Origin of the sequence: Marinospirillum insulare DSM 21763 (genome assembly GCF_000686905.1) — a bacterium.
GTDB classification, from domain to species: domain Bacteria; phylum Pseudomonadota; class Gammaproteobacteria; order Pseudomonadales; family Halomonadaceae; genus Marinospirillum; species Marinospirillum insulare.
This window is the reverse complement of record NZ_KK366037.1, coordinates 177,433-191,234: the sequence shown is the minus strand read 5'-3', so window position 1 is coordinate 191,234 and position 13,802 is coordinate 177,433. Positions and strand designations below refer to the sequence as shown.

Genomic DNA, 13,802 nt, shown 5'->3' with positions numbered 1-13,802 from the left:
TGAGCATCAAGCCATTGCAAAAGCACTGAATTGTGACTTTTACTTTGCAGACCCTTATGCTTCTTGGCAACGTGGATTGAATGAAAATACAAATGGCTTAATACGTCAATACTGCCCCAAAGGTTCATGCTTTAAGCACTTAGATGATGAGCATTTTGAATTCATTATGCATCGTTTAAATAACCGACCTAGGAAAACACTTGGAATGAAAACACCAAATGAAGTATTGTTTGAAGAATTACAGGCTGTTGCACTAGCAAGTTGAATCCAAGTAATTATATTCTCTTTCAGATAAATCATGTTTAATAATGTCTATTTCATCGCCAGTGTTGGTGAAATCAAATTTTTTATTTAGTAGGCTGGGTTGCTCTTTTGCTACTTCTGCTAAAATACGTTGAGTTTCAGAGACCATGTCTGCAGCAGAGGTTTCTTGTTTTTTATGAAAATCATGCCTGTCTTGAAGATCTTTTTCTAAGGCTAGCTGTTCATCAGCAGACAGTTGATTTGTTACTACTTTAATAGTTGCCGTGTTCTGCTGTGATGATGTCGCTACCATATTTTGGGGTGTAGAGGTGTTGCCGTGTGCTTTTGGTATGCTTGTATGCATATTATTAATATAACTCGCCCGTGCTGACGAGTTTGCTGTAATGGGTGTAGGCATGAATGTTGAAGCCATCATTTTCATATTTAACTCCTTGTAAAATTTATCTGATATTGCATATAAAGATTTTTAAGTCTGACGCTTACAGTCTATACTGTAAATATGTAAATAGTAGTAAAGAACAGTAAGCGGGATCAGAGCCAATTTAAAAAGCCTAAACTTGGATCTGCCCCCTAGCTAATCCTTAAAATCGGTAACTTCTGTTCAACAAAAAGATTTTCAGCTAACTGCTTGGGTGAATTTAGGTTAAATTCTTTACCTGCAATTGCATAGGCTTCTTCTTCTAATTCCATAATGCGCCGCGCCATTTCTTGGGAATGCAGCTGCAGAACATCAATTTTTACACCTTGGCGCTCAATGCTTTCAGCAGCAGGAGGGCACGCTTGCCGGTAAAGTCGCATCATTGAAACTGGTTTAGATCAACGAAAAATATTTACCCAAAAACTTGACGCAGGATATGTAGTCAACTACATTGCAGCTATCAGTCTTTTATAGTGGTGTAACAAATCATGTTTGAGCTTAAAGATTTACCCAGTTATGAGACCCTAGTGAGGCTCGGGGAAGAATACCAAAACCCTGATGTGGATGGATTGCACAGCTGGCTTATCTGGGCGTCTGCTACCAGTGAAATGTTGGCAGCATTTGAAGCTAACCTTGCACAAACATGCGGGCTATCACAAACCCAATTCTTTGTTATGATCCTACTTAAGCGTAACCCTCAGGGTTTAAGCATTGGTGCATTGGCTGATGGTGTGTCGGTAACTTCACAAACAATGACCCGTGCAATTGACCGTATGGAAGCTAGCGATTTTTGCCATCGTAAGCCTGATCCAGAAGATCGCCGTTCATGGCTGGTGTACCTGACTGCTAATGGCAACGAAACATTAGGTGAAGCCTTGCCTGCTCATTACGCTTGGGTGGCTAAACTTATGTATAACTTTGATAGTGATGAGCGAGCCATGCTTAACCGCTTAATGTTGAAGCTGAATCAAGCAGGTATGCTTTCCTAAGAGATAGTTTATTGAGGTATAAGAGGCTTAAAAGTCTAGGTTCTCTTGTTTATATATGTAGCTTTCTACATATCAGTTAAGAACATAGGTCTGTAAGGAATATTGTATGTCTTCATTTAACACTGCTCCACCCTCGTTGGCCTTGCGAATGTTAGTCGTGCTCTGTGCGTTGGCCGTGGTTTCTTTGCTCTACTTACCTATACCTGTACTGCACTTACTAGAAGAAAGTTATGGAGTGGGGGCGACAGGCATGATTAGTGCTTTTGGCTTTACCTATGCCACTGGTTTTTTAGTTTTTGGACCGTTATCAGATTGGCTTGGCAGGCGAAAAGTAATGGTCAGTGGATTGATTGCACTCACAGTTATTACAATTCTACTGGCGATAGCGGACACACAGTATCAATTAGTTATTGGACGTATTTTACAAGGACTAATAGCAGCATCTTTTCCCCCAGTGGCGATTGCCTTCTTGGCGGAACGAGGGACGGTACGTCAGCGAGCTTGGAGTATTGCTTGGATGAGTACTGCTTTCTTGTCAGCTGGTTTGTTAGGGCAAATTTATGGCGGCTTAATTACTCTTCGCTGGGGAATGGGAGCTGCATTTTTGCCTTTAAGTGGTATTTATGCACTGACTGCTTGGCAACTTTGGCGTACAGCTAAAGATAAGCCAGCACCAATGAAGTTACGAAGCTTTTTAGGAAGTTATCTATCATTAGGTCGCTTATTAATTGATTCAAGGTTACGTCGAGTATATGTACCTGCTTTCTTTCTATTGATGTGTTTTGTTGCTTTTTATATGGGGCTAGATATGCGCTTTTCTGCCGAGCTGGCTCATCATGGTATTTCACCTCTGATGTTTCGAACCTTGGCTGCTCCAGCTTTTATTATACCTTTGGCCGTTGCTGCAATTATTCCTCGTTTAGGTGCAGAACGTGTTGTTAGTGTCGGCTTGGTCTGTGCAGCTTCAGGGTTAGCACTGAGTGCTTTAGCGGGTAGTAGTCATATTTGGGGGTTGTTAGTGGCAAGCTTTTTGTTCGTTGCTGGTATTGGTATTAGTGTGCCTGGGCTAATTATTCGGGTAACCAGTGTTAGTGATGCCTCAGTACGTGGGATGGCAGTAGCACTTTACACTTTTGTGCTTTGGGTAGGCGCTAGTCTCGGTCCTTGGCTGGCACAGCAACTCGCAGGTATGAGCCTCGAAGGTATGTTGTTTTTATTGTCGAGTTTACTAGGTGGGTGTGCTCTTTATGTCATTACAGGTTTGAGGCGTAACAATGAAGCTATCACTCACTCATCTAGTTTGTAACGCCACATTCATTACTGGAGATCTAGGATGAAAAAACGATTTTCCCAAACCTTATTGCTGACGATGTTTAGCGTTTCAGCAACTATTTTATTACCAGCCTACACTCAGGCTGCCACTCATAAGATTAAGGAGTATTCGATGGAAAATTCAGTTATATCACAGCTTGTGCCCACAACTCATAAAGTAGCTTGGAGTCGAGAGGTGAGTGTCGATGGTGAAGCTGCTATCTTGTCGCGTTATGTACGCAGGGATGATCGTAACAGTAATATAGAAGGAGAGCATTTCAGCTCAGTGGTCGCCACTGACGGTACTATAAAAGGATTTGCCAATCTCTCTCTTGATCTGGTTGACGCTCCTCTACCAAGTCCTGAACGTAGTAAAGAAATAGCACACAATTTCTTAAAAGAATATGCGCCAGAGCTATTGCCTCGAATGAAGATAAGCTGGGTCAAACCGCACGACGAACCTATTATGATTGAACGTAATGGTCGTAATGAAACCGTAATACTCACAGGCATGAAGGTCAAAGCCCGTAACCTAGCTGACGGCTTATGGTTTTGGGTTATTGTTGGTGCAGATGAGCAGCCGTTGATCTTTGAGCGTGATATTACTTGGATTTCTTTCCCTGGTCATCGTAAAACCGAAAAATGGCTGCATGATAGCTGGCTCAAGGAACGGCTATAAACAATAATTAATTAAATTTTGTTCTAATAATATTAAAAAATAAAATATATGGAGATATTTGAAATGCGTCTTGTAGTAGGGAATCGTTTAAAGGTAAGTATTTCGGATTTGATTTAAGTGTAACGAAATCCATAGTCATAGGGGGCAGAGCCAATTTAAAAAGCCTAAATTTGGATCTGACCCCAGCTAATCCTTAATGCGCTTCATCCCAGTTTTTACCGCTAGCGGCTTCAACTAATAAAGGTACATCTAGCTTGGCTGCATTTTCCATGCAGGGTGTTATGCCTGCAATTAATGCTTCCACCTGATCTTCTTTCACCTCAAAAACCAGCTCATCGTGTACCTGCATAATAATGCGTGCATCTAGCTTAGACGCTTCAAGCCATTTATCAACGGCTAACATGGCGGCTTTCATAATATCGGCTGCTGTACCCTGCATAGGCGCGTTAATGGCGGTGCGTTCGGCACCTTGGCGCTGGTTAAAGTTACGTGAATTAATTTCTGGTAAATAAAGCCTACGCCCAAACAGGGTTTCTACATAACCTAATTCGGCTGCACTGCTGCGGGTTTCGTCCATATAACGACGTACACCTGGGTAGCGTTCAAAATATTTTTCGATATAAAGCTTAGCTTGGCCCGGATCAATGTGTAGTTGGCGTGATAAGCCATAAGCGCTCATGCCATAAATTAAACCGAAGTTAATTGCTTTTGCGCTGCGGCGCTGGTCATTGGTGACTTTATCTAGCTGTAAGCCAAATACTTCAGCTGCTGTAGCACGGTGAATATCTTTTCCTTCAGCAAAGGCAGTTAGTAAGCCCTTATCACCCGATAGGTGTGCCATGATTCTTAATTCAATTTGTGAATAGTCCGCAGCCACCAACAAATAGCCGGACTCAGCAATAAAAGCTTGGCGAATACGGCGGCCTTCTTCGTTACGAATGGGAATATTTTGTAAGTTAGGGTCGGAGCTAGATAAACGCCCTGTAGCAGTGACTGCTTGGTGGTAGCTAGTGTGTACCCGCCCAGTTCTTTGTTCAACTAGCTGGGGTAGTTTGTCGGTATAGGTGTTGCGTAATTTAGATAAGCCACGGTACTCCATAATTAATTTTGGTAGCGGGAAATCTAAGGCTAGTTCTTCTAAAATGGCTTCTGCTGTTGAAGGTGCGCCTTTGGGAGTTTTTTTAAGGATGGGCAGTTTTTGTTCTGTGAAGAGTATTTCTGCTAGTTGCTTGGGAGAGCTTAAATTAAAAGGCTTACCAGCAATTTCATGGGCTTCTTCTTCTAATTCTAAAATACGTCTTGCCATTTCTTGGGAGTGTAACTGTAGAAGAGGCACATCAATTTTTACCCCTTGACGCTCAATTTTTGAAAGCAGGCTAACAAGGGGAGTTTCCAGTTCATCCAAGACTTCCTGCAAACGACCGATAGCTTTTACTTGTGGGCTAAGGGCTTGGTGCAGCTGCAAGGTAATATCGGCATCTTCAGCGGCATAAAATCCTGCTGAGTCTATTTCTAGTTGATCGAAAGTTAATTGTTTAGCACCTTTACCGGCTAGTTCTTCAAAGCTAACTGTTGAACGACCTAGGTATTTAAGGGCTAAAGAATCCATATCGTGACGGGTGGCAGTGGAATTTAAAACATAAGATTCCAGCATAGTGTCGGCTGTAATACCTTTTAGGTGAATACCGTGATTCGCCAAAACACTCATATCGTACTTTAAGTTTTGGCCAATTTTGCCTAGCTTGGGATCTTCCAATAAAGGTTTTAGTTGGGCTAAGACTGCTTCACGGTTAAGCTGTTTGGGTGCATCTAAATAGTTATGGCTAAAAGGCACATAAGCGGCTTCACCAGCGGTTACTGCAAAAGAAATCCCCACAATTTCAGCCTGCATATAATTAAGGCTGGTGGTTTCAGTGTCTAAGGCAAAGCACTTGGCATCTTGAAGCTTTTTAACCCACTTATCTAAATCGTCCTGTTTAAAGATTATTTCATAATGAGTAGCAACGGTTTCTGGTACTGCTGCTTCTTTTGCTTCTTTTGCTTCTGGTTGTTTTTCTGTTGTAGATTGCTCTGATGAATCGCTGGTGTTTTTATCAAGCAGGTCACGCAGCCAAGCTTTAAATTCGAGTTCGTTATAAAGCTCGATTAAAGCGGCAGTATCAGGTTCGTTTAAGTGAAGTTCATGCCACTTTAAAGGCAGCTCGCAATCCAGCTTAATGGTGGCTAGCTGGTAAGACAGGTAAGCCTGATCACGGTTTTCTTCGAGCTTTTTAGCGGTTGTTTTAGAACCTCTAAATTTAAGATCAGCAATTTTTTCTAGGTTGGCATAAAGGTCATCCATACTGCCAATGCCTTGCAGTAAAGCTAAAGCCGTTTTTTCACCTACCCCAGGTACGCCTGGAATATTATCTGACTTATCACCCATTAAGGCTAGAAAGTCGATAATCAGCTCTGGGCCAATACCGTACTTTTCTTTAACCCCAGCAACATCCATAAAGGTGTTGGTCATGGTGTTGACTAACGAAACCTTATCGCAAACCAACTGCGCCATGTCTTTATCGCCAGTGGAAATAATCACCTTTTGACCTTGGGCGGCGGCTTGTCTGGCTAGCGTGCCAATCACATCATCCGCTTCAACCCCTTCAATGCACAATAAAGGTAAACCCAGAGCTTTAACGCTGGCGTGTAAGGGTTCAATTTGGCTACGTAAATCATCGGGCATGGGTGGGCGCTGTGCTTTGTATTCAGCATAAAGCTCATCACGAAAGGTGCCGCCCTTAGCATCAAACACCACTGCAATCGGGCTATTGGGGTAAGTTTTAATAAGGCTTCTAAGCATATTTAGAACACCTTTTATTGCCCCAGTTGGTTGCCCTTTACTGGTTTCTAAAGGAGGTAAAGCATGAAAAGCACGGTAAAGGTAAGATGAACCATCAACCAAAATAAGTGGCAGTTGTGCAGAGGCAGATTGCATGAGGCTGTTCCAAATGTAGGGTAAAAAGTTAGTTTGCGTTAGAATGTTAATATTAGCAGTGGTAGAAAGCATACTGAACTCTGCCAGACAACGCATCCCTTGGAGGGATTCTTATGAAAAAAATACGCTTGACCGCTTTGCTGGTATTTTTAATGGCTGTGCCTTTTACAAGCCTTGCCTTAGCAAATTCACCAGAACCCGAAATCACCATTCGCCAAGAAGCTGACCGAACCATTGAAGAGTATCGGGTGAATGGTCAGTTATATGCTATTAAAATTATTCCTAAAGTAGGCGAACCCTACTATCTAGTTGATTCTGAAGGCGATGGACAGTTAGATAAACGCCAAGAACGTGGTCGTTTATTAATTCCTAGCTGGATCTTGTTTAAGTGGTAAAAGTGAAACTTCGGTAAAAAGTAAATTAAAACGTGAAAAAAAGTAAACTCTCTAACCGTTTAAAAGCGGGTGTTATTACCAAAGGCTGGTGGTTGTTATCACTGCTACCCCTAGCATGGCTGCAAGCTTTAGCAGTACCTATTGGCAGCCTAGTGTGGCGCTTTGTTAAACGTGAAAGAAACATAGCTAAAGTTAATTTAAGCCTGTGCTTTCCTGAGTTATCACAAGAAGAACGTGATGTGTTAGGTAAACAGTCCATTATAGAAATTACCCGTACAATGCTAGAAATGGGGCGTATGTGGATGGCACCTAAAGAAAAAGTGCTAGCAGATTTTGTTTCTTTGCAGGGCATTGAAGCCGTTGAAGAAGCTAATAAAAACAAACAGCCGATTATTTTATTAGGCCCGCATATTGGCCAGTGGGAACTCATTGCCCAGCTGATGTCACATAAAACCAACTTCACCTTTATGTATTCTGAACCCAAGCTTGCGGAGTTAGATGCCACCATTCGTAAAGGGCGTTGCCGCATGGGTGGCAACCTAGTGCCTGCCAATATAAAAGGCGTGGCTGGGCTTTTAAAAGCGTTAAAGCGTGGCGAAATGATCGGCATTTTACCCGACCAAGTACCCGATAAAGGGCAAGGTGGCGAAATCGTTCCTTTTTATGGTCAGCCCGCTTTAACCGCAACCTTGTTACCCAAACTAGTACAAAAAACGGGTGCGAAAGTTTTTACCGCCCTTGCTAAACGCCTGCCCAAAGGAAGGGGTTTTGAGCTAATTCTAATACCCGCCGATGAACAGGTTTATTCAGACGATGAAGTAACCGCTGTAGCAGGTGTAAATGCCAGCGTAGAACAAATCATTGCCTATGCGCCTGAACAATACCAATGGGCGTATAAGCGCTTTAAAAGTGTGCCAGGGAAAAATGTGTATAAGAAATAAGCTGGCTTGCTAATAAAGGTTATTAGCCAAAAAGTATTGGTGAGAAATTGCATCTATTTACTCATGTAGCTACAATGTATCTACTTTGGTTCTGTGGAGGTGCTTATGTCTGTTTCAATTTCTAAGTGGGGCAATAGTGCTGCGCTTAGGTTACCCAAAAACATTTTAGATGCTTTGTCGCTGCAAGTTGGCGATCAAGTAAACCTTACTTTAAAAGAAGATACACTGGTAATAGAAGCAGCTAAACCTTCTTTAGAGGAATTGCTAGGCAAGATAACCACTGAGAATAGCCATATTGAACTAATGACTAGTTCAGTAGGGAATGAGCTGCTATGAGTTCTGTACCTGATGTGGGTGACATTGTTTTACTAGACTTTAATCCACAAGCAGGACACGAACAGGCAGGCAAACGCCCAGCATTAGTTTTAACTAATCAGTTATTTAATCAAAAAACTGGGTTTGCATGGCTTTGCCCTATTACAAATCAGGCTAAAGGCTATCCTTTTGAAGTGGCTGTGGAAGGCAGCAAAAAAACAACCGGCGTGATTTTGGTTGACCAATTAAAATCGTTAGATTGGAAAGCAAGAAATTTACGCACTGTGGATTCAGTCAATGCTTGTTGTTTAAAAAATGTTAAAGACTTAGCAGCAACTATTTTAAGTATTTAGCTGGAAATTAATGGTAGAACTTATGGCTATTTATATTACAGACACTCAATACTTGCAGCAGCCGGGCACACTTGCAGGTAAAACCGCACTTGTGGATAAATCTAATAGCGCTGATGCTTTTTCTAAAACCTTGCAGCAGGCACAAGCTAAAGCAGCAACAAAAACTGTAAGTGCTACGACTGCTGATATGAATACTGATGCATTTAAACAACCTGATGAAAGCAACACCAACGCTATTGATGAGTTTTTAGCTTGGATGCAAATGACTGACGCTGAAAAAGTGCGCGATCGTATTCTGAAAAGTATGGGGCTAACGGAAGAAGACCTAGAAAGTATGGAACACGATGAACGTGAGAAAATTGAAGCTATTATTGCACAGAAGATAAAAGAAGAAACTGAAGTGAAAATTGAAAAGCAGTTAGCGGGTGATACGGTAAAACAGGGTTAGAATTAAATTAGGAAGAGAGCAGAGTCAATTAAAAAAGCTAAATTGCGTCTGACCCTGCCCTGCTGCGTGGAAATAAATGCCTTATTAGGTGCTGCTATCATAGTTAGATATTTTAAGGTGAGGGTTTATGCTAGTATTTTGGTGTGCAAAAACTCAAGGTTGGCTTGGGGAGAAGAGGTAAACATGATTAATTTACTAGCAGCTGCAGGATTCTCTATGTGTGTTGCTGAGATAAAGCAAGATGCACACCAATTAATTAAAGCTGGTAATAGTGCCGTTGGGCTAAGTAGTAATGAACAAGCTAAAGTAGTTGAAACGCAACTAGCAAACAAGGTTTTGAATGAGAGTGAGGCGCTTAGAAACAAGCTATCTCAGTTTTCAACTAGAGTTATTGACCTTGTTGATATAGAGGCTGAGGAGCTTAATAAAGCATTGGGCTTTGTGGCAAGTACAATCTTGCAGTTTTCTGGGCAAGTTGAATTCATTCGTGCTGAAATAGATTTTAATGGTTTTTCAACTCATCATTCTTTAGATGAAAAAGTGCTTAATTCCATTATTAAAGTACGCAATGATTTTGAAAAACTATATTTAGTGCTAAAGCAGTTTGAAGAAGATGAGGTCTTAGAAACGGGTGCATTCTTTAAGAGCAAAAAAGAAGCCGTAGATGCTTCTACTAAAAGCTTAGTAGCATTAGGGTTTACTCCTAGTGAAGCCGTTGCATTGGTGCAATAGTTTTGGTCTACACTGCCAACCTCGCCCCCAGGATAGAGTTACATTCCTCTTTAATAGAGGCGTTGGGTGAAGAAAAATCTAAAGATCTTCAAGTAAGGTTTTTAGCTTATAAGGCAGGACGCAGACCTGAAGACTTTGGTAGAGATGTTCCTTTTGATTGGCCAGTGCAAGTTGCTCAGTCTGAACTTTGGCATATTCACCTGCTTTCAGACGAGCAAATAAAGCTCTATAAGCAACGTGGGATACGCCAGCAAATTAAGCAAACCAGCGATCAGTTTTTGGTATACGTACAACACTTTTCAGAACGCTATCGCTATTTATTAATAGCTCTTATTCCAGAGCCTGCCCATAAAATTTGCCGCAAACAGCAGACTAAACTACCTGGCTATGCAGATATTGCAGAAGAGTTTCATTCTTCCTGAGTTTAAACTAGTAATATTAGGCTATAGTCAATTTTAAAAGCTTAATTTGTATCTGATCGCTAGCGTTTTAATGGGGCTGGAGGCTTGCCTATAATTAGAGATCGCTAGTTTTAAATTCACTATAGCCTTCGTAGAAGTAGCTAACGTCTATCCCTTTCATGAAAAGTTCGCGGTTGTGTGTTTGGTTGGTTAAGGCGTTTTTGAGTAGCTTTTTAATATCGGTATCATCAACTGGGCTGCGCTGCATGGCATTAAGGTAGGTTTCTTTATTAACCAAGTTCCAGTCAATAACCTGTTGCAGTTCTTTTTTTAAGATAAGGTCTAGCCAAATGCGGGTAGCGCGACCATTACCTTCACGAAAAGGGTGGGCAACATTCATTTCAACGTATTTTTCAATGATTTGATTAAAGTTGCTTTGCGGCATTTTATCAATTTGCTTTAAAGCTGGCGCAAGGTAAATAACCGGTGCAAAACGAAAGTTACCTTTGGCAATATTGACTTCACGTAGTTTGCCTGCAAATTCATAAATTTCGTCAAACAAATAAGCATGAATATAAGATAAGCCAGCATAAGTGCCGATTTCAGCTTGTTCAATATCACCAGTATCAAAAAGCTGTTTGGCTTTTTGTTTGCTAATTTTTTCTTCGGCTTTTGCCAGTTCAATTTGGTGAGTGATATTGAGTTTGTTGTCTAAAATCATGATTCCGTCTTTTCTATCAAACAATAAAAAAATCCATCGTGCCCTTGGGCTTGTGGAAATAGCTGCCTACCTAGGCGTTGTTTTGTACCCCAGTCTGCTTGAATAACCACTTCTTTGGCATTGGGAGTTTGGTATAAAAAGTTGGCCAGTGGATGTTGGTTTTCTTCGGGCAGAATAGAGCAGGTGGCATAAAGTAATTTGCCGCCTACTTTAAGTAATGGCCATAACTTGCTTAACAATTCTTGTTGTAATTTTGCCAGTTCTGCAATGTCGGTTTCGCGCCTTAATAGTTTGATATCTGGGTGGCGGCGTATTACGCCTGTGGCGGAACAGGGTGCATCTAATAAAATGCGGTCGTATTGTTCACCATCCCACCAGTTTTGCACATCGCCAGCATCGGCACATTTTACTTCGGCTGTAACTTGTAGGCGGGCTAGGTTTTCATCAACACGTTTAAGGCGCTGGGCATCTATATCTAAAGCGGTTAGTTGTATAGCTGCTGTTTCGGCTAGGTGGGCTGTTTTGCCACCGGGTGCGCAGCAGGCATCTAATACCTTGTGTCCGTTTTGAATGGCTAACACTAAAGGTGCTAGCTGGGCGGCTTCGTCTTGTACGCTAAAAAAACCTTCGGCAAAGTTAGGTAAATTAGCAGGGTGTGTGGGCTGGGCGAGGGTAATGCCCCAAGGGCTAAAGGGTGTAGCGGTTGCTTCAATACCTTGTTCTTCTAACTGTTGCAGGTAGGCAGTACGGCTGGTTTGGCGTTGGTTCACCCTAAGCGTCATGGGTGGTTGTAAATTGTTCGCTGCACAAATAGCTTGCCAATCTTGGCGGTAAGCTTTTTTGATTTTTTTCAACAGCCATTGTGGGTGGGCTGTGGCAGCAATTTCTTTGCCTTCCATTAGTGTGGTTAAGTCGGTTTTTTCTCTTTGAAAGCGTCTAAGGCAGGCATTAATTAAGTTGCTTGCCCAAGGTTTTTTTAAGTGTTTGCTGGCTTCTACGCAGGTGTCTATGGCGGCATAGTCGGCAACTCGCTCTTCTTGTAATTGGTAAAGCCCAATTAGCAGTAATAAATGCACGTCTAAATCTTTACTTTTAAAGGGGCGTTCTAATAATTGTTCTGCTAAAAAATTAAGACGGGTATAAAAGCGGCAGACACCAAAAGCTAGAGCCTGGGTAAGTGAAGCATCTTCGCTGCTTAGCCTTTGTTGCGCTTTGGGTAGGCTGCTGGTTAAAGAGGCTTTTTGTTGCACCACTGGCATTAAGGCTTGAATGGCTTTTAAGCGTGCGTCTACACCTTCGCTCATTGGAATACCTGTTGCTGGTCTGTATTGGCAGTGAAGCGGTCTGGGTTGCCGTTGAGTAAATCGCTGACCTGCATTTGTGGTTTTCCGGGCAGTTGTAAGCGGGTGATTTTTAACCAGCCTTTACCACAAGCCACAATTAAACCGTCTTTAACCACAGCAGCTAAAGTGCCTGCTACTGCGTTTCTTGGTGTCTCTGTTTCAATGAGTGCTTCTGTTTCATGCACGACTTCAGCCTGCCAAACTCTTATTACTTCTTCGCCGTCTTTAAACCAAGCCACTGGCCAAGGATTAAAACCACGAACGGCACGGTCAATTGCTGTTGCAGGCAGCTGCCAGTTAATTTGCGCTTCTTCTTTACTTAATTTGGCGGCATAGGTGGCTTCGGCTTCGTTTTGTGGTTCAGCGGTAATTTCACCTTTTGCTAGCCGTGGCAGTAATTCCAATAAAGCGTCACCGCCTTGTTCGGCTAGCTTGTTGTGTAGGCTGGCGCTGGTGTCTGTGCTGGTAATCGGGCAATGGGTTTTTAACAGCATTGCGCCTGTGTCTAGGCCAACATCCATTTGCATAAGCGTAACGCCAGTGGCTTGGTCACCAGCTAACAAGGCACGTTGAATAGGCGCAGCACCACGCCAGCGAGGTAATAGAGAGGCGTGAACATTAATGCAGCCTAAACGCGGCATATCTAAAACCACTTGCGGCAGCAGCAAGCCATAGGCTACTACGATCATTAAATCGGCTTCTAGTGCATTTAATTCTTGTTGGGCAGCTGGGTCTTTAAGCGTTAAAGGCTGAAAGACGGGTAGGTTGTGCTCAAGCGCCAAGGCTTTAACTGGGCTGGGTTTTAGTTTGCGGCCTCGTCCAGCTGGGCGGTCTGGCTGGGTGTAAACAGCAATAATGTCATGCCCAGCATTCAGTAAGGCTTGTAAATTGGTTGCCGCAAATTCAGGTGTTCCAGCAAAAATAATACGCATCTAACATTAAGCCTTTTGAAGTTTTAAGTATTTTTTACGCAAACGGTCTTGTTTAAGGCGTGAAAGGTAATCGACAAAGACAATACCTTTTAGGTGGTCGCACTCATGCTGTACGCAATGGGCAAGCAAACCATCGCATTCAAATTCTTGCGGGTTGCCGTGACGGTCTAAGGAAGTTACCTTTATACGCAGGTAACGCTCAATTTCAGCTGTATATTCGGGTACTGAAAGGCAGCCTTCTTCCATGAGTTCGCAAGTGGCTTCTATTGGAGTAAATTTTGGGTTAATAAGTACCCAGGGCTGATTTTTTTCTTCAGATACATCAATAACAATCAGCTGTTTATGGAAATCTACCTGTGTCGCAGCTAAGCCGATACCTGGGGCTGCATACATGGTTTCAAACATATCATCAATTTGCTGCTGTAAAGCAGGGGTGAAGTCAGCGGCTTCTAGGGGTTTGGCTTGGGTGCGTAAACGCGAATCTGGGTATTCAAGAATGGTTAGCAGGCTCATGTCTCATCTCTATCTATTTTATACTTGCTGCCTTTCTAGCTTTAAGGCAAAGTGTAACTTAAAGTAAGTAAGC

18 protein-coding genes are annotated in these 13,802 nt (G+C 42.3%); 11 read left to right on the top strand and 7 right to left on the bottom strand.

The window, feature by feature from the left end; all coding sequences use genetic code 11:
* The coding region (locus BP27_RS0114615) for an IS30 family transposase (RefSeq protein ID WP_027852168.1) at nt 1–265 on the top strand (265 nt) is incomplete at its 5' end.
* On the opposite strand, the gene BP27_RS0114610 is transcribed toward BP27_RS0114615, so the two are convergent.
* Both BP27_RS0114610 and BP27_RS0114605 read right to left on the bottom strand, forming a co-directional pair.
* Nucleotides 254–685, bottom strand: a complete 432-nt coding sequence (locus BP27_RS0114610; RefSeq protein ID WP_027852167.1) for a hypothetical protein — start codon at nt 683–685, stop codon at nt 254–256. The two genes, BP27_RS0114615 and BP27_RS0114610, sit on opposite strands and share 12 nt — an antisense overlap.
* A gap of 149 nt (nt 686–834) precedes the next feature.
* Nucleotides 835–1,065 carry a DNA polymerase gene (locus BP27_RS0114605; protein WP_027852166.1) on the bottom strand — a complete coding sequence of 77 codons (231 nt, stop codon included), beginning with the start codon at nt 1,063–1,065 and terminating at the stop codon, nt 835–837.
* A gap of 105 nt (nt 1,066–1,170) precedes the next feature.
* On the opposite strand from BP27_RS0114605, the gene BP27_RS0114600 reads away from it, so the two are divergent.
* The 3 genes from BP27_RS0114600 (at nt 1,171) to BP27_RS0114590 (ending at nt 3,661) form a co-directional block, all read left to right on the top strand.
* Complete coding sequence (locus BP27_RS0114600; protein ID WP_027852165.1) at nt 1,171–1,671, top strand: MarR family winged helix-turn-helix transcriptional regulator; 501 nt, start codon at nt 1,171–1,173, stop codon at nt 1,669–1,671.
* Nucleotides 1,672–1,777: 106 nt separating this feature from the next.
* Nucleotides 1,778–2,977, top strand: coding sequence for an MFS transporter (locus BP27_RS0114595; protein WP_027852164.1), 1,200 nt, complete (start codon nt 1,778–1,780; stop codon nt 2,975–2,977).
* Between the two features lie 27 nt (nt 2,978–3,004).
* Nucleotides 3,005–3,661 (top strand): hypothetical protein, encoded by a 657-nt coding sequence (locus BP27_RS0114590; protein ID WP_051610613.1) that lies wholly within the window; start codon nt 3,005–3,007, stop codon nt 3,659–3,661.
* A 193-nt stretch (nt 3,662–3,854) separates the two neighbouring features.
* Here BP27_RS0114590 and polA read toward each other — a convergent pair whose 3' ends face one another.
* A complete protein-coding gene (polA, locus tag BP27_RS0114585; protein ID WP_027852162.1) occupies nt 3,855–6,635 on the bottom strand; it encodes a DNA polymerase I in 2,781 nt (926 codons plus the stop codon).
* A gap of 113 nt (nt 6,636–6,748) precedes the next feature.
* Between polA and BP27_RS0114580 the strand changes: the two genes are divergently transcribed.
* The 7 genes from BP27_RS0114580 (at nt 6,749) to BP27_RS16555 (ending at nt 10,241) form a co-directional block, all read left to right on the top strand.
* The gene (locus BP27_RS0114580) at nt 6,749–7,030 is read left to right on the top strand and encodes a DUF2782 domain-containing protein (RefSeq protein WP_027852161.1); all 282 of its coding nucleotides are present in this window, start codon (nt 6,749–6,751) and stop codon (nt 7,028–7,030) included.
* 32 nt (nt 7,031–7,062) lie between these two features.
* Nucleotides 7,063–7,971 carry a lysophospholipid acyltransferase family protein gene (locus BP27_RS0114575; RefSeq protein ID WP_027852160.1) on the top strand — a complete coding sequence of 303 codons (909 nt, stop codon included), beginning with the start codon at nt 7,063–7,065 and terminating at the stop codon, nt 7,969–7,971.
* Between the two features lie 105 nt (nt 7,972–8,076).
* Nucleotides 8,077–8,307 (top strand): AbrB/MazE/SpoVT family DNA-binding domain-containing protein, encoded by a 231-nt coding sequence (locus BP27_RS0114570; RefSeq protein ID WP_027852159.1) that lies wholly within the window; start codon nt 8,077–8,079, stop codon nt 8,305–8,307.
* Nucleotides 8,304–8,639 (top strand): type II toxin-antitoxin system PemK/MazF family toxin, encoded by a 336-nt coding sequence (locus BP27_RS0114565; RefSeq protein WP_027852158.1) that lies wholly within the window; start codon nt 8,304–8,306, stop codon nt 8,637–8,639. The genes BP27_RS0114570 and BP27_RS0114565 overlap by 4 nt, the downstream gene beginning before the upstream one ends.
* Before the next feature lie 22 nt (nt 8,640–8,661).
* On the top strand, nt 8,662–9,087 hold the full coding sequence (locus BP27_RS16895) for a hypothetical protein (RefSeq protein ID WP_150112085.1): 426 nt from the start codon (nt 8,662–8,664) through the stop codon (nt 9,085–9,087).
* A gap of 183 nt (nt 9,088–9,270) precedes the next feature.
* Nucleotides 9,271–9,819, top strand: a complete 549-nt coding sequence (locus tag BP27_RS0114555) for a hypothetical protein (protein WP_027852157.1) — start codon at nt 9,271–9,273, stop codon at nt 9,817–9,819.
* Nucleotides 9,820–9,821: 2 nt separating this feature from the next.
* The gene (locus BP27_RS16555) at nt 9,822–10,241 is read left to right on the top strand and encodes a type II toxin-antitoxin system YafO family toxin (RefSeq protein WP_051610611.1); all 420 of its coding nucleotides are present in this window, start codon (nt 9,822–9,824) and stop codon (nt 10,239–10,241) included.
* Nucleotides 10,242–10,335: 94 nt separating this feature from the next.
* Here the strand turns inward: BP27_RS16555 and fic are convergent, their stop codons facing one another.
* The 4 genes from fic to def are packed head-to-tail and all read right to left on the bottom strand — an operon-like array spanning nt 10,336 to nt 13,729.
* Nucleotides 10,336–10,941 (bottom strand): protein adenylyltransferase Fic, encoded by a 606-nt coding sequence (gene fic / locus BP27_RS0114545; RefSeq protein WP_036240553.1) that lies wholly within the window; start codon nt 10,939–10,941, stop codon nt 10,336–10,338.
* The gene (gene rsmB / locus BP27_RS0114540) at nt 10,938–12,245 is read right to left on the bottom strand and encodes a 16S rRNA (cytosine(967)-C(5))-methyltransferase RsmB (protein ID WP_027852155.1); all 1,308 of its coding nucleotides are present in this window, start codon (nt 12,243–12,245) and stop codon (nt 10,938–10,940) included. Before rsmB ends, fic begins: the two co-directional genes overlap by 4 nt.
* Complete coding sequence (fmt, locus tag BP27_RS0114535; protein ID WP_027852154.1) at nt 12,242–13,216, bottom strand: methionyl-tRNA formyltransferase; 975 nt, start codon at nt 13,214–13,216, stop codon at nt 12,242–12,244. Before fmt ends, rsmB begins: the two co-directional genes overlap by 4 nt.
* A 6-nt stretch (nt 13,217–13,222) precedes the next feature.
* Nucleotides 13,223–13,729, bottom strand: coding sequence for a peptide deformylase (gene def, locus BP27_RS0114530; RefSeq protein WP_027852153.1), 507 nt, complete (start codon nt 13,727–13,729; stop codon nt 13,223–13,225).
* Nucleotides 13,730–13,802 lie beyond the last annotated feature (73 nt).